The organism is Streptomyces sp. NPDC058632 (assembly GCF_042717095.1).
Classification (GTDB): Bacteria; Actinomycetota; Actinomycetes; order Streptomycetales; family Streptomycetaceae; genus Streptomyces.
Map to the genome: position 1 here is coordinate 1 of NZ_JBHXQZ010000031.1, position 16,654 is coordinate 16,654.

A 16,654-nucleotide genomic window follows, 5' to 3' on the forward strand; every position below is an offset into this window, starting at 1 on the left:
CGGTTGCCCCGTCCCGCAGCCCTGCCCGGCTACTTCGTCTCGAGGTCCCGCCGCCGGAAGCCCGCCAGGCCCAGCCACACCAGGCCGGCGGCGACGAGGGACAGCAGGAGCAGCGGGGTCCAGTTCATGTCCGCGGCGGGGAGCCGGGGGACGTGGCCGAACGGGGAGAGGTTGTTCATCCAGGTCGGGAACCGGAGGATCTGGCCGAGGTAGCCGACCACGAAGGCGTACACCGGCACGATCCAGGCCGCCGGGCCGAACCGCGGGAACCAGCCGAAGAGCACCACGGCCACGCCGACCGTGACCCACAGGGCGGGGGCGTACGCCACGGCCGCACCCACCAGGTCCGGCAGCAGCCCGGCGTCACCGGTCGAGGCCGCGCCCGCGATGCCGAAGCCGAGTCCGGCCAGCAGCAGCACGACCGTACCGCCGCCCATGGCCACGGCCAGGTGGCCGCCGACCCAGCGGGTGCGCGAGAGGCCGGTGGCGAGGAGGGGTTCGGCGCGGCCCGCCGTCTCCTCGGAGCGGGGCCGCAGGGCCGCCATGACGACGTACACCGCCGCCACGACCGTCAGGACGACCATCACCATGGAGGCGAAGGACTCGGCGACGCCGGCCCCGCCGAGGCGGTCCAGGGCCTCCTGGATCTCGTCGATGCCCTCCAGCATGGCCTCGGCGTCCCCGAGGATCGATCCGTACATCGCGCCCATCAGGAACAGGCCGGTGCCGAAGCCGATCAGCATGCCGCGGTGCAGCCGCAGGGCGAGGCCGACCGGTGTGGTGAGCGCGTCGGAAGCCGTGGGGCTGCCCAGCTTCTCCGGACGCAGGCCCGCGCCCACGTCCCGCCGGGTGGAGAGCACGAACCCCGCCGCCGCGCACGCCGCCGCGAACACCAGGCAGAGCAGCAGCGGCCACCAGCGGTTGTCGACGTACGGGTAGCCGCGCTGCACCCAGCCGATCGGGGAGAGCCAGGACAGGGCGCCGTTCTCGCCGCTGTCGCCGGCGGCACGCAGCACGTAGGCGACACCGATGACCGCGAGCGCCATGCCGGACGCGCCGCGTGTGTGCGCGGTGAACTGGACGGTGACCGCGGCGACGGCGGCGAAGACGAGACCGGCGGCGGCGTGGCCGGAGCCGTAGAGCAGCGAGCCCGCCGTGTCGATGCCCTCCATCCCCAGGCCGGCCAGGCCGACGGCCAGCAGCAGCGCCAGGGCGAGGTTGGCCAGGGCCGCGACGGACAGGGCGGCGGCGAGGTGGGCGTGGCGGCCCACGACGGTCGAGCGCACCAGTTCGGCGCGGCCGGTCTCCTCCTCGGCGCGGGTGTGCCGGGTGATGATCAGCACGCTCATGAGGCCGACGAGGACGGTCGTGAAGCCGAGCATCTGGTGGCTCAGTATGGAGCCGAAGCTGTCGTCGTCGAGGTAGTGGCGGGGGCCGGACATGGCGAGGCCGGCCGGGCTGTCCACGCTCTTGACGGCGTTCGCCCGGTCCTCGGGGTCGCTGTACAGCGTCCTGAAGCTGTTCGCCGTCATGAGGGTGCCGAGGAGCAGGGCCAGGATCCACACCGGGAGCCGGATCCGGTCCCGGCGCAGGGCGAAGCGGATCAGCGTCCGGGTCCCGGCCAGCGCGTTGCCGCCCGCGACCGGTCCGGCGGGTGCCGGAGCCTCGGGGGCGGCGGTCGCGGTGGTCATCGCAGGTCTCCGTTCGCGTGCTGCCCGTTCGTGCGCTGCCCGTTCGTACCGTGCCCGTTCGTGCCGTGCCCGTTGGCGGCGAGCTCGCTGCCGTAGTGGCGGAGCATCAGCTCCTCCAGGGTCGGCGGGTGGCTGACGAGACTGCGGATGCCGAACTCGGTGAGCTTGCGGACCGCTCCGTCGACCTGACCGCCGTCGACGGCGAAACGGACCCGGCCGGTGGCCTCGTCGATGGTCCGCAGGTCGTGGATGCCGGGCAGCTCGTCGAGGCCGGTGGCGGGCCGCTCGGTCTCCACCTCGATGGTGGTGCGGGTCAGGTGGCGCAGTTCGCCGAGGGTGCCGGACTGGACGGTGCGCCCCAGCCGGATGATGCTCACGCGGTCGGCGAGCTTCTCCACCTGGGCCAGGATGTGGCTGGACAGCAGGACGGTCCTGCCGGCCGCCTTGGCCTCGCCGATGACGTCCTGGAAGACGACCTCCATGAGCGGGTCCAGTCCGGCGGTCGGCTCGTCGAGCAGCAGCAGTTCGGCGTCGGAGGCGAGCGCGGCGACGATGGCGACCTTCTGCCGGTTGCCCTTGGAGTAGGCGCGGCCCTTCTTGGTCGGGTCCAGGTCGAAGCGCTCGAGGAGCTCGGCGCGCCGCTTCCCGTCCAGGCCGCCGCGCAGCCGTGCCAGCAGGTCGATGGCTTCGCCACCGGTGAGGTTCGGCCACAGTTCGACGTCGCCGGGGACATAGGCGAGGCGACGGTGGAGCTCCACGGCGTCCGCCCACGGATCGCGGCCGAGCACCCGGGCGGTGCCCGAGTCGGCCCGCAGCAGACCGAGCAGGACGCGGATGGAGGTGGACTTGCCGGAGCCGTTCGGGCCCAGGAATCCGTGGACCTCGCCGGTCTCGACCTCCAGGTCGAGACCGTCGAGCGCGTGCGTGCGGCCGAACGACTTGTGGAGCCCGGACACGGTGATGGCCTTCGTCATGCTTCGGAACGTACGCTCGTTTCACAAATTTGTGAAGTTAAGGAAGTGTATAAATGCCGGACTAGACTGGTCGGCGTCGCTGAACTGCGGATACGAGTGCGCAGAGGCGGACGGGACACGTACGGGCCGAGGGCGGAGATGAGCGAGTCATGACGGAGGAAGGGGCCGGACGGCCGGAGCGGGACCCCGAGGCGGTCTCCCGGTTCGTCGAGCACTTCGCCGCCCAGCTGGTGGCGGCCGGAGTGCCGCGCATGCCGGCCAGGGTCTTCGCGGCCCTGCTGGCCTCGGACACCGGGGTCAGCACCTCCGCAGAACTGGGGGAGGCGCTGCGGATCTCGCCCGCGGCGGTCTCCGGGGCGGTGCGCTACCTGGACCAGCAGCACCTGGTCTCCCGCGAGCGGGAGCCCGGCTCGCGCCGCGAGCGCTACCGGGTGCACGGCGACCAGTGGTACGAGGCCCTCACCAGCCGCGAGGCCGTCCTCCGGCGCTGGCAGGACGCGCTGCGCGAGGGCGTCGCCAGCGTGGGCCCCGACACCCCGGCGGGCCTCCGGCTGGCGGAGACGCTGGCCTTCTTCGAGTTCGCCGAGAAGGAGGTCGAAACACTCATGGACCGCTGGCGCGCCCACCGGGAGGAGCACTTCGGCCGCGACTGAGCCGCTCCGCCGAGCCGAGGCCGGCCCCCGCTCACACCGGCAGGGTCAGCCCCCAGGCGTCCTCCCGGGCCGCCCACGTCCGGGTGCCCACCGGCCCCGACACGACCGCGTCCGCCCGGTAGCGGAAGTGCGCGCCCGACACCGTCACCGTGTGCCCCTCGGCCAGCAGCGGCGACGCCTCCGTGCCCACCGACACCGGCCGCACCTCGACCCGGGCGATCCCGCCGGGGCCGGGGACGATGGAGACGGCCTCCACCGGCTGGCGCAGGTCGACGAGTGTCGCCCCGTCGACCTCCACCCGAAGCCGCACCGGCCCGCCCTCGGGGGCGGCGGTCCGGGACGGCCGGGCCGGCACCAGGGTCCGCACCAGGGACTGACAGGTCCGCAGCCACGGATGCCGCCCCGCCCCGGTGCCCCTGCCGGAGCCCTCGGTTTCGCCGGTCGCCTCCTCCCGCATCCGCGCGGCACCGGCCGGCGGAATCCGCACCGCGCCGAGCACCACGCCGTCGCTGTCGTCCACCAGCAGGTTCATCCGCCGCTCGGTGCCCTCCAGCACGGCGCGTGACGCGGCCACCGCCCCCGTGGGCACCCCCAGCGACCGGGCGAGCGACAGCGCGCCCCCGACCGGCACCAGGGCCAGCGCGCAGCCGGTCAGCTCCCGCTGCCGGTGCAGCAGCCCCACCGCCCGGATCAGGGCCTGGTCGTCGCCGACCAGCACCGGACGCCTCGAGCCCCGCCGGGCGAGGGCGCGGGCGAATTCCTCCGGCCCGTCCGGCAGGCACACCTTCGTCGTCGCACCCCCGCTGAGCACGTCTTTCGCGATGCGTACGGACTCACCGTCCCTGCGGCGGGCGACCGGATCGATGACCACCAGGAGCTGATCGGACGTCGGGGAAGTCGCCACCTCGGCCATGCCTCGCTTCCTCGGGTAGCATCTTTGTGCAAGAGCCCCTTGCGCTGTTGCGCAGGGGCTTCGTCTATTCCGGGGCATCCGGTCCGACGGTTGGCGGCCAACGGTGGTCGCGGTGTGTGCGCGGCGGAGATCCTCCGCGTACGCCCCTGACCCTGGACATGCCCCGCCCGGAAGGGGTGTACGCGCGTGCCCGCACTTGTGCTGCTCGGTGCTCAGTGGGGTGACGAAGGCAAGGGAAAGGCGACGGACCTGCTCGGCGGATCCGTCGACTACGTGGTGCGTTACCAAGGCGGTAACAACGCCGGCCACACGGTGGTCGTGGGCGACCAGAAGTACGCCCTCCACCTGCTCCCTTCCGGAATCCTGTCTCCCGGTTGTACTCCCGTCATCGGCAACGGTGTCGTCGTCGACCCCTCTGTCCTGTTCTCCGAGCTGAGCGGGCTGAACGAGCGTGGCGTCGACACGTCCAAGCTCCTGATCAGCGGCAACGCACACATCATCACGCCGTACAACGTGACGGTGGACAAGGTGACGGAGCGCTTCCTCGGCAAGCGCAAGATCGGCACCACCGGCCGCGGCATCGGCCCGACCTACGCCGACAAGATCAACCGCGTCGGCATCCGGGTCCAGGACCTCTACGACGAGTCGATCCTCACCCAGAAGGTCGAGGCGGCCCTCGACGCCAAGAACCAGATGCTCACCAAGCTCTACAACCGGCGCGCGATCGCCGTCGAGCAGGTGGTCGAGGAACTGCTGGGCTACGCCGACAAGCTGGCGCCCTACGTCGCCGACACCGTCCTGGTCCTCAACCAGGCGCTGGAGCAGGACAAGGTGGTCCTCTTCGAGGGCGGCCAGGGCACCCTGCTCGACATCGACCACGGCACGTACCCCTTCGTCACCTCGTCGAACCCGACCGCGGGCGGCGCCTGCACGGGCTCCGGCGTGGGCCCGACGAAGATCAGCCGGGTCATCGGCATCCTCAAGGCGTACACGACCCGCGTCGGCTCCGGCCCGTTCCCGACGGAACTCTTCGACGAGGACGGCGAGGCGCTGCGCCGCATCGGCGGTGAGCGGGGCGTCACCACCGGCCGCGACCGCCGCTGCGGCTGGTTCGACGCGGTCATCGCCCGCTACGCGACCCGCGTGAACGGCCTGACCGACTTCTTCCTCACCAAGCTCGACGTCCTCACCGGCTGGGAGCAGATCCCGGTCTGCGTGGCCTACGAGATCGACGGCAGGCGCGTCGAGGAACTCCCGTACTCCCAGTCGGACTTCCACCACGCGAAGCCGGTCTACGAGAACCTCCCGGGCTGGTCCGAGGACATCACCGGCGCGAAGTCCTTCTCCGACCTGCCGAAGAACGCCCAGGCGTACGTCAAGGCCCTGGAGGAGATGTCCGGCGCCCCGATCTCCGCGATCGGCGTGGGACCGGGCCGCGACGAGACGATCCAGATCAACTCGTTCCTGTAGTCCGGCCCTGCGGTATCCCCGCAGCACCCCGCCGTACCGACGTCCCGGTGACCCGTCCAGGGTCACCGGGACGTTTTCGCGTCCGGGACGAGCCGGCCGCCGCCCCGGGTTCAGCTGAAGACGATCATCGAGCCCTGGGCCAGGCTTCGTGTGGCCGCCGCGTGCAGGCCGAGCCAGACGTGGCGTTCGCGGGCGAAGGGGCTGGGGTCGTACGGGGCGGGGACGGCGGGCTCCTCCAGCTCGGTCGGCCCCTGCGGGGGCTCCGGCGCGGCCGGGGGGTTCGCCGGGTCGATGCCGAGGGCCGGGGCGACGACCTCCAGTTCCCGCAGCAGCGCGTGGGAGGAGCCCAGCGGGCCGCCGCCGGCGAGGAGTTCGTCGCTGGAGAGCGGGTGCGGGAAGTCCACGGGGACGTAGGCCCCGGCGTGGTCGTAGTGCCACACCAGGTGCGACTGCTGGGCCGTCGTCTCGAACATCTCCAGCAACTGCTCGTAGTCACCGCCCAGCTCGCCCACCGGGGTGACCGGCAGTCCGCACACCTGGAGCAGGTAGGTGCGCCGCAGGAAGTGCAGCGCGTCGTAGTCGAAGCCCGCGACCGGGGCGACCTCGCCGGACAGACCCGGCATGTACTGGTACACCGGCACCGGCGGCAGCCCGGCCTCGGCGAGCACCCTGTTGTACTGCGCGAGTTCCTCGGCGAACGGATTGTCGGGCGTATGGCACAACACGTCGACGAGCGGTACCAGCCACAGGTCACAGGCCAAAGAGGGCTCCTCGCATAGCACGTCCACCGCATCCGGTACGTCTGGCACATCCCGTGCGGCGGTCAGGGAAGGGTATCGGCGCGGCACGAGGGTGACTCCCCTCGTGCAGGTCCTCTACCCATACGAACACAGACGACGCGGGACCCGGCCCCCGGGCTCCGCCTCGCCGCACGCACCCCGGCCGTTCAGTCCGCGGGGAGCTGTTCGACGAGGGCGAGGGAATGGGCGTCGTACGACGCGACGACCGCGCGGGCGGAATCGGTGTCACGGCGCACCAGCGCGTCGACCAGATCGGTGTGTTCGCACCACAGCCGCCCCCGCAGATCGGGCAGCCGCCGCAGATGCTGCACCACGCACACCCAGGTCTGGACGCGGAGCCGGTGCAGGAAGGCGGTGAGGTGGGGGTTGCCGAACAGGGCCCCGAGCTCGCGCCAGAAGCGCAGGTCGTAGCCGATCAGTACGGTGAGCTCCCCGGCGAGGGCCGAACGCTGGGCCTCCTCGCCGCGCCGCCGGACCCCGGCGAGCGCGGCGGCGACCCGGGGCTCCTCGGGCCGGATGTGGGCCAGGCGGCCGTGGGCGTCGGTCAGGGCGCGGAACATCCCGTCGATCACCAGGGTGCGGGCCTCGATCATGCCGCGGAAGTCGTCGACGGAGTACTCGTGCACCCGGAACCCCCGGTGCTGGTCGGCGTCGAGCAGCCCCTGCGCCGACAGGTCGACCAGCGCCTCCCGTACGGGGGTCGCGGACACCCCGTACTGGTCGGCGATCTCCTTGACGGTGAACTCCTGCCCCGGCTCCATCCGCCCGGCCAGCACCTCGTCACGGAGCGCGTCGGCGATCTGCTGCCGCAGCGTGCTGCGCGTCACCGCGCCGTTGCCGCTGATGCCGGGCATGGCCGGGGGTCTCCCTCGTCGCGTTCTCGTGCGTTCTCATGGCGTGACCGTGCGACGCGTCCGTCCACGGTCATGCCACTTTACGTGTTCGAGTGACCCGAGTCTGTTCGATTCTTCGGGGCGTCCGGGTCACTCCACGAAGTCGTCCGCCGCCGACAGCGCCGAGTCCAGCGCGGCCAGGCCCTCCTTCAGTTCGGCCTCGCTCACGGTGCACGGCGGGACGACGTGGGTGCGGTTCATGTTCACGAAGGGCCACAGGCCGTTCGCCTTCGCGGCGGCGGCGAAGGCGGCCATGGGGGCGTTCGCCTCACCGGCCGCGTTGTAGGGGACCAGCGGCTCCCGGGTCTCCCGGTTCCGCACCAGTTCCAGCGCCCAGAACATGCCGACCCCGCGGACCTCGCCCACACTCGGGTGCCGCTGTGCCAGCGCGTGCAGCGCCGGCCCGACGACGGACTCCCCGAGCCGCGCCGCGTTCTCGACGACGCCCTCCTCGGCCATGGCGTTGATCGTCGCGACGGCCGCGGCGCAGGCCAGTGGATGCCCGGAGTAGGTGAGCCCGCCCGGGTACGGCCGCTTCCCGAACGTGTCCGCGATCGCGCCGGAGACCGCGACGCCGCCGAGCGGCACGTACCCGGAGTTCACGCCCTTCGCGAAGGTCATCAGGTCCGGCACGACGTCGTACAGGTCCGCCGCGAACCAGGTGCCGGTCCGGCCGAACCCGGCCATCACCTCGTCCAGCACGAAGACGATCCCGTGCCGGTCGCACAGTTCCCGCACCCCGGCGAGGTAACCGGGCGGGGGCGGCATGACGCCCGCCGTCCCCGGAATGGTCTCCAGGACGATCGCCGCGATCGTCGACGGCCCCTCGAAGGCGATCGTCGTCTCCAGGTGCTCCAGCGCCCGCGCGCACTCCTCTTCCTCCGTCTGCGCGTAGAAGCGGGAGCGGTACAGGAACGGCGCCCAGAAGTGCACGACCCCGGCCGTGCCGCTGTCGGAGGCCCAGCGGCGCGGGTCGCCGGTGAGGTTCACGGCCTGCTGGGTGCCGCCGTGGTACGAGCGGTACGCGGAGAGCGCCTTGGGCCGCCCGGTGTGCAGCCGCGCCATGCGCAGGGCGTGCTCGACGGCGTCCGCGCCCCCGTTGGTGAAGAAGATCTTGTCCAGGTCGCCCGGCGTCCGCTCGGCGATCAGCCGCGCCGCCTCCGACCGCGCCTCGACGGCGAACGCGGGCGCGAACGTCGTCATCCGCCCGGCCTGCTCCTGGATCGCGGCGACGACCTTGGGGTGCTGGTAGCCGACGTTGGTGAAGACGAGCCCACTGGTGAAGTCGAGGTAGCGCCGGCCCTCGTAGTCCCAGAAGTACGACCCCTGGGCCCCGGCGACGGCGAGCGGGTCGATCAGCTCCTGCGCGGACCAGGAGTGGAAGACATGGGCACGGTCGGCGGCCTTCACGGTGGCCCCGGCCTCGGCGTTCGGCTGAGCAGTCATACGGGCGAGCGTAAGTCGTGACCCTCCCTCTTTGACAGCGCGCTGCATTTCTGTCAGCATGCTGTCGTAAAGGTCGGTCCGGCCGGACCGACCGGCCGTCACCGAGGCGGCCTCACGCACCGGTGCACCCAGGGAGCGGTCATGATCCGTAAGCCCGTCCATCTCGCCGTCTACGACACCTTCGCCGACTGGGAGACCGGTCACGCCACCGCGCACCTCGCCCTCGCCGGGTACGAGGTCCGTACCGTCGCGCCCACCGGGGCGCCCGTCACCAGCGTCGGCGGGCTGCGCGTGCTGCCCGACCTCGCGCTCGACGAACTGCGACCCGAGGACAGTGCGCTGCTGATCCTCACCGGCGCCGGCCTCTGGGACGAGGGTGACGACCTCGCCCCCTTCGCCCGCAGGGCCCGCGCGTTCCTCGACGCCGGGGTGCCCGTCGCCGCCATCTGCGGCGCCACCGCCGGACTCGCCCGCGAGGGTCTGCTCGACGACCGGACGCACACCGGCGCCGTCTCCTTCCACCTGGCCGCGACCGGTTACGCCGGCGGCGCGCGGTATGTCGAGGCCGACGCCGTCACCGACGGTGAACTCGTCACCGCCGGCCCCACCGAACCCGTCGCCTTCGCCCGCGAGATCTTCCGGCTGCTCGGCGCCTACGACGAACCGGCGACCGACGCCTGGTACCGGCTCTTCCACGACTCCGACCCCCGGGCGTACGCCGAGCTCGAGGAGGCCCTGGGCCGGTGAGCAGGGAACAGCAGGATCTGCTCAGCCGCGGCGCGCTCGGCGCCTTCCGGCTGAACGGCGAGTTCCTCGCGGTCGCCGAGGAACTCGCCAGGCCCGCCGGACTCACCGCAGCCTGGTGGCAGGTGCTCGGCGCGGTCCTCCGCGAACCCCTGCCGGTCTCCGGCATCGCCCGCGTCATGGGCATCACCCGGCAGAGCGTGCAGCGCATCGCCGACCTGCTGGTCGATCGCGGTCTCGCCGAGTACCGGCCCAACCCGGCGCACCGCCGCGCCAAGCTCCTCGCCCCCACCGAGCGGGGGTACGCGGCCGTCGCGGGGATCGGCCCCGGCCACGCGGCCTTCGCGAAACGACTCGCGGAGGCGTTCGGCGAGGCCGAACTCGCACAGGCGGTCCAGACGATGGAACGCCTGTGCGCCGTGCTCGACGACCTCGGCCCACCCGTGTCGCCCACCGTGTCGCCCACCGTGCCGTCTGCTGTACCGCCTGTTACGGAACCGTAGACGACGCCCGGCTCACCCCGGACCTTGCCCGGTTTATCCTCGGGCTGTTGCTCACGGCGGGGGAAGGCGGCAGAGCGATGGAGAAGCACGGGCCGGGGGACGCGGCGGGGAGTGCGGCGGGGGGCCGGGGTGCTCGGCACCCGGGCAGGATCGGCGCGTACCGGCTGCTCGCGCGGCTCGGGGCCGGCGGTATGGGAGAGGTCTACCTCGCCCGTTCCGACCGGGGACGCACCGTCGCCGTCAAGCTGGTGCGCGAGGAACTGGCCCAGCAGGAGGAGTTCCGGGCCCGCTTCCGCCAGGAGGTGCAGAACGCCCGGCAGGTCGGCGGCGACTGGACCGCGCCGGTGCTGGACGCCGACACCGAGGCCCCGGTGCCCTGGGTCGCCACCGGGTACGTCGCCGGGCCCAGCCTCCAGCAGGTCGTCGGGCACGACCACGGGGCGTTGCCCGAGCGGTCGGTACGCATCCTCGCCGCCGGTCTCGCGCACGCGCTGAAGGACATCCACGCCGCCGGCATCGTGCACCGCGACCTCAAGCCGTCCAACGTGCTCGTCACCATCGACGGGCCGCGCGTCATCGACTTCGGGATCGCGCGGGCCCTGGAGACCGTGACCGACGGCGGCCTCACCCGGACCGGGGCGCTGGTCGGCTCGCCCGGGTTCATGGCGCCGGAGCAGGTGCGCGGCGACCGCATCACCCCCGCCTGCGACGTCTTCTGCCTCGGCTCGGTGCTCGCCTACGCCGCCGCCGGCGAGCTGCCCTTCGGTACCGCCAACAGCGGGGTGCACGCCCTGATGTTCCGCATCGCCGAGGAGGAACCCGACCTCGGCCGGGTCCCCGAGGGCCTCGCCGACCTCGTGAGGGACTGCCTCAGGAAGGACCCCGCCCGGCGACCCACCCTCGACCAGATCCTGCTGCGCACCGGCGCCGAGGACACCGTCGCCGACGGCCGTTCCCGCGAGCCCTGGCTGCCGGGCGCCCTGGTCGCCCAGCTCGGCCGGCACGCCGTACGGCTCCTGGACACGGAGGATCCCCAGACGCCGTCGCCCGCGCCGGAGGGCCCGGCCCCCGCCGCCACCCCCGAACACGCCCCCACCGCCGACGGCTCCGCCCCGCCCGCGCCGGGCGCACCCGGTGACGGTGCGCCGGTGAACCACCTGCCCACCCTGGTCGCCGGCCCGAACGGCCCCACCGCGCCGCCGGGCCCGACTGCGGGCGCCGCGGCGGCCGGGCAGCCCCCCGCCGCGTACGGCCACCCCCGGCAGTACGCCCAGCAGCAGGCCCAGCCGCACCCCCGGTCCCCCGGCTACGGCTACCCCTACAACGGCCACGGGGCCGCCGGCGCCACCCCTTCCTACGGCCCGCCGCCCTTCGGGGCCGCCCCGCCGCCGTACGGCGGCCCGGCACAGTTCCCGCGCGACAACCGTTCCACCGCGCTGCTCGTCGTGATCGCGCTGGTCGTCGCGCTCGCCGCGGGCGGCACGGTGTACGCGCTGATGAGCGGCGGTGACGGCGTCACCGCCGGCGGCAGCCCTTCGGGCACGCCGACCGAGGGCACGTCCCGGGGCACCGACGGCAGCGACCCGTCGCCCGACGGGAAGTCCTCGGCCGGTACGGACGCGGCAGGCGGCACCGCCGGGACGGATCGGACGACCTCCTCGCCGGTTGCCGACGGGGCGGTCCCGGCCGGATACCTCGGCACCTGGTCGACGACCATCGACAACGCGAGCGGGCTGCACACCCGCACGCTGACCATCCAGCAGGGCGAGGCCGGTGACACGGTCATGTCCCTCGTCGCCGACGGTCCCACCGGGAACGGCACCTACCACTGCGTGTTCGAGGGAGACCTCACCGGCACCCCGGGCCCCGGCGACCGGCTGGAGATCGGCCCGACCACCGTGACGGTCGGCCGGCCGCGCAGCGCCTGCACCCCGGGCGCCGCCACCGACATCACCCTCCTGCCCGACGGCACCCTCCAGCGCGTGAACACCGGCAACGGCGACCAGCTCACCTACTCGCGGGTGGACACGGGGCACTGACCCACGGGACCGACACGCCACGCCGACCGCACGCTCGCGCCCCGCCGTTGAACGTTCGGCGAACTTCGCTCCGCGAAGCTCGCCCGCCCCTTCCGTACGGCCGTACGGTGACCACTCCATCGAACGTGCGGCAGCGGGGGCGACGCAGTGGACGAGTGGCTGAGCGCGGAAAATCTGGTGGCGGTGGCCACGGCGATGCTCGGTATCGCCGCCTCGGGCGTCATGGTCTGGTACGAACGCCGGATACCGCGCCGCAAACGGATCGGCTACCGCGTGCAGTTGGAGAGCCCCATCGGCGACGACGCGCGGTCCGGCCGGGTCAACCGCCGGCTCGGCCTGTTCGACGAGGCGCCCGGCATGATCGACGCCACGCTGGTGCTGATCCGCATCGAGAACGACGGCTCGCAGAGCATCGACCGCGACGACTACACCGGCCCCGAACTCCACGGCCTGACCGCGATGTTCGGCAACCGCACCATCCTCGGTGTCTCGGTCACCCAGCCGTCGGACACCGAGCACCTGATGGCCCACTTCACCGCACCACGGGGCTTCGCCTACGAGGGAAACACCCTGCGCATCCCCCGCGTTCCGCTCAACCACGGCGACCACTTCAAGCTGCTGGTGCTGCTCTCCGGCGGTGACGTCGGCGACGAGATCCGGCTGACCGGCGGGCTGCGCGACGGCGAGGTGCACCCCAACCGCAGTGCCACCCCGGACGACAAGCCGCCGCTGTTCAGCCGCGCCGCCCGCATGATCACCATCATGCTCACGGCGAGCGTGCTGACGCTGGCGACGATCATCGTCCTCCGGGACGACCACCGGGGCCCCATCGGCTGCGAGGGCGGCACACTGACCGTCACCGGCTCGACGGCCTTCAAGGCCGTACTCCAGGAAGCGGCCGGGAAGTACGAGCGGGACTGCGCGGACAGCGAGCCCGACATCGTCGTGGACCCGCACGGATCGACGTCGGGCATACGGGAGCTGATGGCGGCCGGCCGGAAGTCGGAGAAGGGCTCGCCGCCGGTGGTGGCCCTGTCGGACGGCCGCAAGCCCGACGGGCTCCCCGAACTGCGCGAGAACCGGGTGGCGGTGTCGGTCTTCAGCCTGGTGGCGCACCCGGGCATAGGAATCGGAAACCTGTCCACGGCGGACGTACGGCGGCTGTACCGGGGCGAGATCACGAACTGGAGCGAACTCGGCGGTAACGACGTCGCCGTACGCCTGGTCAGCCGGGACGCCAACTCGGGCACACGGCAGGTGTTGCAGCACCGGGTACTGGGCCGGGGCGAGATCGCCAACTCGTCCTTCGACTGCCGGACCCGGGACGACCCCACGGCACCGGTCCTGCGCTGCGAACTCGAGTCGACGGAAATGGTGTTGCAGACCGTCGCCGACCTCCCCGGCTCCATCGGATACACCGAGTTCAACCGGGCCGTCGGCGCGAAGGACGTGGACCGGCTGAGCCTGGACGGCAACGCCCCGTCCGTCGACGCCCTGGAGCAGGGGGACCACTCCTACCCGTTCCGCGAGATCGAGTACGCCTACACGTACGGGCGGCCGCCGTCGAACTCACTGGCGTCGAGCTTCCTGACGTACCTGACCCGCGGCATCGGCCACGACGTGATCCACACCCACGGCCACCTCCCGTGCCTGAACCCGGGAGTCCAGCGCCTGTGCGCCGACCCCGAACTCTGAGCCGCCCCGGCACACCGGGAGCGCTCACCTCACCTCACCTCCGGCGGCCGCTGGCGGGGCATGTTCGGGCGGGCGGCCCCGGGCGCGGTCGCGAAGCGGCCGTGGGGCTGGCCGGCCGACTCGGGGCGGCCCGTGCCCGCCGGCGCCCCCTGGATGCCCGGCGGCACGCTCGCGCCCGTACGGAAGTCCATCATCCAGTCCGCGGTCTCGGCCCGGACCAGCTCGTCCACGTCCTCCGAGAACCGCCGCAGCACGGACAGGCACCGCTCGGCCGCCTCGCTCGCGGTGCCCTCGGCCGGGCCCAGGATCTCGCGGACGCACTCCGACGCCCAGTCGAACTGGAACGCCTGGAGCCGCCGCTGCACGGCCTGCGCGGTGGCCACGTCCCGCATCCAGCCGGACGTCACCCCGAAGAACCGGTCCGCGGCCACGCAGACCACCGCGAGCAGCAGCGCCATGTATCCCCAGGGGGCAGCTCCGTCGGTCGCTCCGGTCAGGTCCAGCAGCGGCAGCGCCGCTCCGGTGGCCGCCCCCGCCACGGCCCCCGTACGCAGCGCCCGCGCGCACCGCCGCTTCCCGACCCGGTCCGAGAGGTACCAGGCGGCGGTGTCCAGCGCCCCGCGCTCCACCCACCGGTACAGCTCGTCCAGCCGGGGCGCGGGTTCGCCCCAGTCCCCGAGCGGGAACACCCGCCCGGCCAGATCGCCCGGCCGCAGCCCGGCCGCCCCCTTGCCGAGCCCGTCCTGCGGACGGTCCTCGGGCTGCATCTCCGGCTGAACCACCCGGTACTCCCTACTGACCTTGGAACCTGACCCCGAACCCGACCCCGAATCCGACCCTGCCCCGACCTGACCTCTGCCGGACTTCCACGGGACCCCTGCGGGCCCCCGCGCGACGCCGGCCCGCCGTCTGCCCGGCGCCGGACCCGGACGGCCGACACGGAGATCGACACGGACATCGGCGCGGACGTGCCGGCCCCCCTTCCTACCGCCCAACGGGTGGCCGCGTCGGGGGTTCGGGTGCCGCTTCCACCCGGAAGAGGGCTGTGATCAGGTATAGGGCGCGAGGACGACTCACTCGAAAGAGTGCTGGGGCGACGGCCGCCCGGACCACGTAGGCTCGTGCCGAACGGGAAAGTCCCGTACGGACGGACCGACCAAGGAGCTGAATCGTGATCCCCGGTGGTGGCCAGCCCAACATGCAGCAGCTGCTCCAGCAGGCCCAGAAGATGCAGCAGGACCTGGCCCAGGCGCAGGAGGAACTCGCGCACATGGAGGTCGACGGCCAGGCGGGCGGCGGTCTGGTGACGGCCACCGTCACCGGCTCCGGCGAGCTCCGCGCCCTGAAGATCGACCCGAAGGCGGTGGACCCCGAGGACACCGAGACCCTCGCGGACCTCGTCGTCGCGGCCGTCCAGGCGGCCAACGAGAACGCGCAGACCCTCCAGCAGGAGAAGCTCGGCCCGCTGGCCCAGGGCCTGGGCGGCGGCGGCATTCCCGGCTTGCCCTTCTAAGAGGGCTCGCGGGCCTCTACGGTACGTACTGAAGGAACTCCAGGAAGGACGGGCAGTCCGTTGTACGAAGGCGTGGTGCAGGACCTCATCGACGAGCTCGGGCGGCTGCCCGGCGTCGGTCCGAAGAGCGCCCAGCGGATCGCCTTCCACGTCCTGCAGGCGGAGCCGACGGACGTGCGGCGTCTCGCCCACGCCCTGATGGAAGTGAAGGCGAAGGTCCGCTTCTGCGCGATCTGCGGCAATGTGGCGCAGGAGGAGCTGTGCAACATCTGCCGTGACGCCCGCCGCGACCTCGCCGTCATCTGTGTCGTGGAGGAACCCAAGGACGTCGTCGCCATCGAGCGTACGCGCGAGTTCCGGGGCCGTTACCACGTCCTGGGCGGCGCGATCAGCCCGATCGACGGGGTGGGCCCCGACGACCTGCGCATTCGGGAACTGCTGGCCCGGCTGGCCGACGGCGCGGTCACCGAGCTGATCCTCGCCACGGACCCGAATCTGGAGGGCGAGGCCACGGCCACGTACCTCGCCCGCATGATCAAGCCCATGGGCCTGAAGGTCACCCGCCTGGCCAGCGGCCTCCCGGTGGGCGGAGACCTGGAATACGCGGACGAGGTCACCCTCGGCCGCGCCTTCGAGGGGAGACGACTCCTAGATGTCTGATGCCACGCTGCACGCGACCGACCGGGACCCGAACGACTTCTCGGTCCAGATCGCGGATCAGATCGAGAGCTTCCTGGTCGCCGTCACGGAGGTCGCCAAGGGCGACGAGCCGGACTCGGCGGTCCCCTTCCTGCTGCTGGAGGTCTCCCAGCTCCTGCTGGCGGGCGGCCGGCTGGGCGCGCACGAGGACATCGTCCCCGACGATCGTTACGAGCCCGACCCGGGCCCGGAGGCCGACGTGGACACACTCCGCGAGAACCTCGCCCGCCTCCTGGAGCCGGTCGACGTCTACTCCGAGGTCTTCGACCCCTACGAGCCCCGCAAGGCGCCCGTCCCGGCCCGGATCTCCGACGACCTCACCGACGTCATCACCGACCTCCGCCACGGCATGGTCCACTACCGCGCCGGCCGCACCACGGAGGCGCTGTGGTGGTGGCAGTTCTCCTACTTCTCCAACTGGGGCTCCACCGCGTCCGCGGCCCTGCGAGCACTCCAGTCCGTAGTGGCCCACGTCCGCCTCAACCAGCCCCTGGCCGCCCTCGACGGTCTGGACACCGACCAGGACATGGGCGAAGACGCCCTGGAGATCGAGGCGGGCAGGGTCATGGCGGAGGAGATCGGCGTCCCGCTGGGCATGCGCCCGGTCACGTGACGGGTGTA

Annotated in this window: 16 protein-coding genes; 9 read left to right on the forward strand and 7 right to left on the reverse strand. The window is 72.5% G+C overall.

The features are described 5' to 3' along the window. Window positions 1-29: 29 nt before the first annotated feature. Together ACFWVE_RS14245 and ACFWVE_RS14250 are read right to left on the reverse strand one after the other, a co-directional pair. Window positions 30-1,691, reverse strand: coding sequence for an ABC transporter permease (locus tag ACFWVE_RS14245; RefSeq protein ID WP_384012824.1), 1,662 nt, complete (start codon window positions 1,689-1,691; stop codon window positions 30-32). Continuing rightward, the gene (locus tag ACFWVE_RS14250; RefSeq protein WP_384012827.1) at window positions 1,688-2,665 is read right to left on the reverse strand and encodes an ATP-binding cassette domain-containing protein; all 978 of its coding nucleotides are present in this window, start codon (window positions 2,663-2,665) and stop codon (window positions 1,688-1,690) included. The genes ACFWVE_RS14245 and ACFWVE_RS14250 overlap by 4 nt, the downstream gene beginning before the upstream one ends. Window positions 2,666-2,814: 149 nt before the next feature. Between ACFWVE_RS14250 and ACFWVE_RS14255 the strand changes: the two genes are divergently transcribed. Continuing rightward, complete coding sequence (locus ACFWVE_RS14255; protein WP_384012830.1) at window positions 2,815-3,318, forward strand: GbsR/MarR family transcriptional regulator; 504 nt, start codon at window positions 2,815-2,817, stop codon at window positions 3,316-3,318. A gap of 31 nt (window positions 3,319-3,349) precedes the next feature. On the opposite strand, the gene ACFWVE_RS14260 is transcribed toward ACFWVE_RS14255, so the two are convergent. Further along, the gene (locus ACFWVE_RS14260) at window positions 3,350-4,231 is read right to left on the reverse strand and encodes a diacylglycerol kinase (RefSeq protein ID WP_384012833.1); all 882 of its coding nucleotides are present in this window, start codon (window positions 4,229-4,231) and stop codon (window positions 3,350-3,352) included. Between the two features lie 186 nt (window positions 4,232-4,417). Here ACFWVE_RS14260 and ACFWVE_RS14265 point away from each other — a divergent pair, with 186 nt between their 5' ends. Continuing rightward, window positions 4,418-5,701, forward strand: a complete 1,284-nt coding sequence (locus ACFWVE_RS14265; RefSeq protein WP_384012836.1) for an adenylosuccinate synthase — start codon at window positions 4,418-4,420, stop codon at window positions 5,699-5,701. 110 nt (window positions 5,702-5,811) lie between these two features. Here ACFWVE_RS14265 and ACFWVE_RS14270 read toward each other — a convergent pair whose 3' ends face one another. The 3 genes from ACFWVE_RS14270 to ACFWVE_RS14280 all read right to left on the reverse strand — a co-directional run bounded on the left by ACFWVE_RS14270 (window position 5,812) and on the right by ACFWVE_RS14280 (window position 8,840). Further along, window positions 5,812-6,462: a hypothetical protein gene (locus ACFWVE_RS14270; protein WP_384012839.1), complete on the reverse strand. Its 651-nt coding sequence runs from the start codon at window positions 6,460-6,462 to the stop codon at window positions 5,812-5,814. A 185-nt stretch (window positions 6,463-6,647) separates the two neighbouring features. After that, window positions 6,648-7,355, reverse strand: coding sequence for a GntR family transcriptional regulator (locus ACFWVE_RS14275; RefSeq protein ID WP_384012842.1), 708 nt, complete (start codon window positions 7,353-7,355; stop codon window positions 6,648-6,650). Window positions 7,356-7,484: 129 nt separating this feature from the next. After that, window positions 7,485-8,840 (reverse strand): aspartate aminotransferase family protein, encoded by a 1,356-nt coding sequence (locus tag ACFWVE_RS14280; RefSeq protein ID WP_384012845.1) that lies wholly within the window; start codon window positions 8,838-8,840, stop codon window positions 7,485-7,487. A 141-nt stretch (window positions 8,841-8,981) separates the two neighbouring features. Between ACFWVE_RS14280 and ACFWVE_RS14285 the strand changes: the two genes are divergently transcribed. The 4 genes from ACFWVE_RS14285 to ACFWVE_RS14300 all read left to right on the forward strand — a co-directional run bounded on the left by ACFWVE_RS14285 (window position 8,982) and on the right by ACFWVE_RS14300 (window position 13,821). Beyond that, window positions 8,982-9,587, forward strand: coding sequence for a type 1 glutamine amidotransferase family protein (locus ACFWVE_RS14285; RefSeq protein WP_384012848.1), 606 nt, complete (start codon window positions 8,982-8,984; stop codon window positions 9,585-9,587). After that, on the forward strand, window positions 9,584-10,087 hold the full coding sequence (locus ACFWVE_RS14290) for a MarR family winged helix-turn-helix transcriptional regulator (protein WP_384012851.1): 504 nt from the start codon (window positions 9,584-9,586) through the stop codon (window positions 10,085-10,087). The genes ACFWVE_RS14285 and ACFWVE_RS14290 overlap by 4 nt, the downstream gene beginning before the upstream one ends. Window positions 10,088-10,164: 77 nt before the next feature. Next, window positions 10,165-12,126: a serine/threonine-protein kinase gene (locus ACFWVE_RS14295; protein ID WP_384012853.1), complete on the forward strand. Its 1,962-nt coding sequence runs from the start codon at window positions 10,165-10,167 to the stop codon at window positions 12,124-12,126. Window positions 12,127-12,321: 195 nt separating this feature from the next. Continuing rightward, entirely contained in the window at window positions 12,322-13,821 is a 1,500-nt protein-coding gene (locus tag ACFWVE_RS14300; protein ID WP_384013006.1) for a substrate-binding domain-containing protein, read from the forward strand. A gap of 29 nt (window positions 13,822-13,850) precedes the next feature. Here ACFWVE_RS14300 and ACFWVE_RS14305 read toward each other — a convergent pair whose 3' ends face one another. Beyond that, window positions 13,851-14,603 (reverse strand): SLATT domain-containing protein, encoded by a 753-nt coding sequence (locus tag ACFWVE_RS14305; protein WP_384012856.1) that lies wholly within the window; start codon window positions 14,601-14,603, stop codon window positions 13,851-13,853. A 389-nt stretch (window positions 14,604-14,992) separates the two neighbouring features. On the opposite strand from ACFWVE_RS14305, the gene ACFWVE_RS14310 reads away from it, so the two are divergent. Genes ACFWVE_RS14310 through ACFWVE_RS14320 form a run of 3 tightly spaced genes read left to right on the forward strand, consistent with a single transcriptional unit; the run spans window position 14,993 to window position 16,646 of the window. Continuing rightward, window positions 14,993-15,334, forward strand: coding sequence for a YbaB/EbfC family nucleoid-associated protein (locus ACFWVE_RS14310; protein ID WP_384012859.1), 342 nt, complete (start codon window positions 14,993-14,995; stop codon window positions 15,332-15,334). Window positions 15,335-15,394: 60 nt separating this feature from the next. Next, window positions 15,395-15,994: a recombination mediator RecR gene (recR, locus tag ACFWVE_RS14315; protein WP_384012862.1), complete on the forward strand. Its 600-nt coding sequence runs from the start codon at window positions 15,395-15,397 to the stop codon at window positions 15,992-15,994. Then, the gene (locus ACFWVE_RS14320) at window positions 15,987-16,646 is read left to right on the forward strand and encodes a DUF5063 domain-containing protein (RefSeq protein ID WP_384012864.1); all 660 of its coding nucleotides are present in this window, start codon (window positions 15,987-15,989) and stop codon (window positions 16,644-16,646) included. The genes recR and ACFWVE_RS14320 overlap by 8 nt, the downstream gene beginning before the upstream one ends. Window positions 16,647-16,654 lie beyond the last annotated feature (8 nt).

Coding starts and splice junctions, on each gene's coding strand:
- ACFWVE_RS14280 (WP_384012845.1), bottom strand. CDS start 8,840: ATGACTGCTCAGCCGAACGCCGAGGCCGGGGCCACCGTGAAGGCCGCC.
- ACFWVE_RS14295 (WP_384012853.1), top strand. CDS start 10,165: ATGGAGAAGCACGGGCCGGGGGACGCGGCGGGGAGTGCGGCGGGGGGC.
- ACFWVE_RS14300 (WP_384013006.1), top strand. CDS start 12,322: ATGCTCGGTATCGCCGCCTCGGGCGTCATGGTCTGGTACGAACGCCGG.
- ACFWVE_RS14285 (WP_384012848.1), top strand. CDS start 8,982: ATGATCCGTAAGCCCGTCCATCTCGCCGTCTACGACACCTTCGCCGAC.
- ACFWVE_RS14245 (WP_384012824.1), bottom strand. CDS start 1,691: ATGACCACCGCGACCGCCGCCCCCGAGGCTCCGGCACCCGCCGGACCG.
- ACFWVE_RS14275 (WP_384012842.1), bottom strand. CDS start 7,355: ATGCCCGGCATCAGCGGCAACGGCGCGGTGACGCGCAGCACGCTGCGG.
- ACFWVE_RS14255 (WP_384012830.1), top strand. CDS start 2,815: ATGACGGAGGAAGGGGCCGGACGGCCGGAGCGGGACCCCGAGGCGGTC.
- ACFWVE_RS14320 (WP_384012864.1), top strand. CDS start 15,987: ATGTCTGATGCCACGCTGCACGCGACCGACCGGGACCCGAACGACTTC.
- ACFWVE_RS14260 (WP_384012833.1), bottom strand. CDS start 4,231: ATGGCCGAGGTGGCGACTTCCCCGACGTCCGATCAGCTCCTGGTGGTC.
- ACFWVE_RS14250 (WP_384012827.1), bottom strand. CDS start 2,665: ATGACGAAGGCCATCACCGTGTCCGGGCTCCACAAGTCGTTCGGCCGC.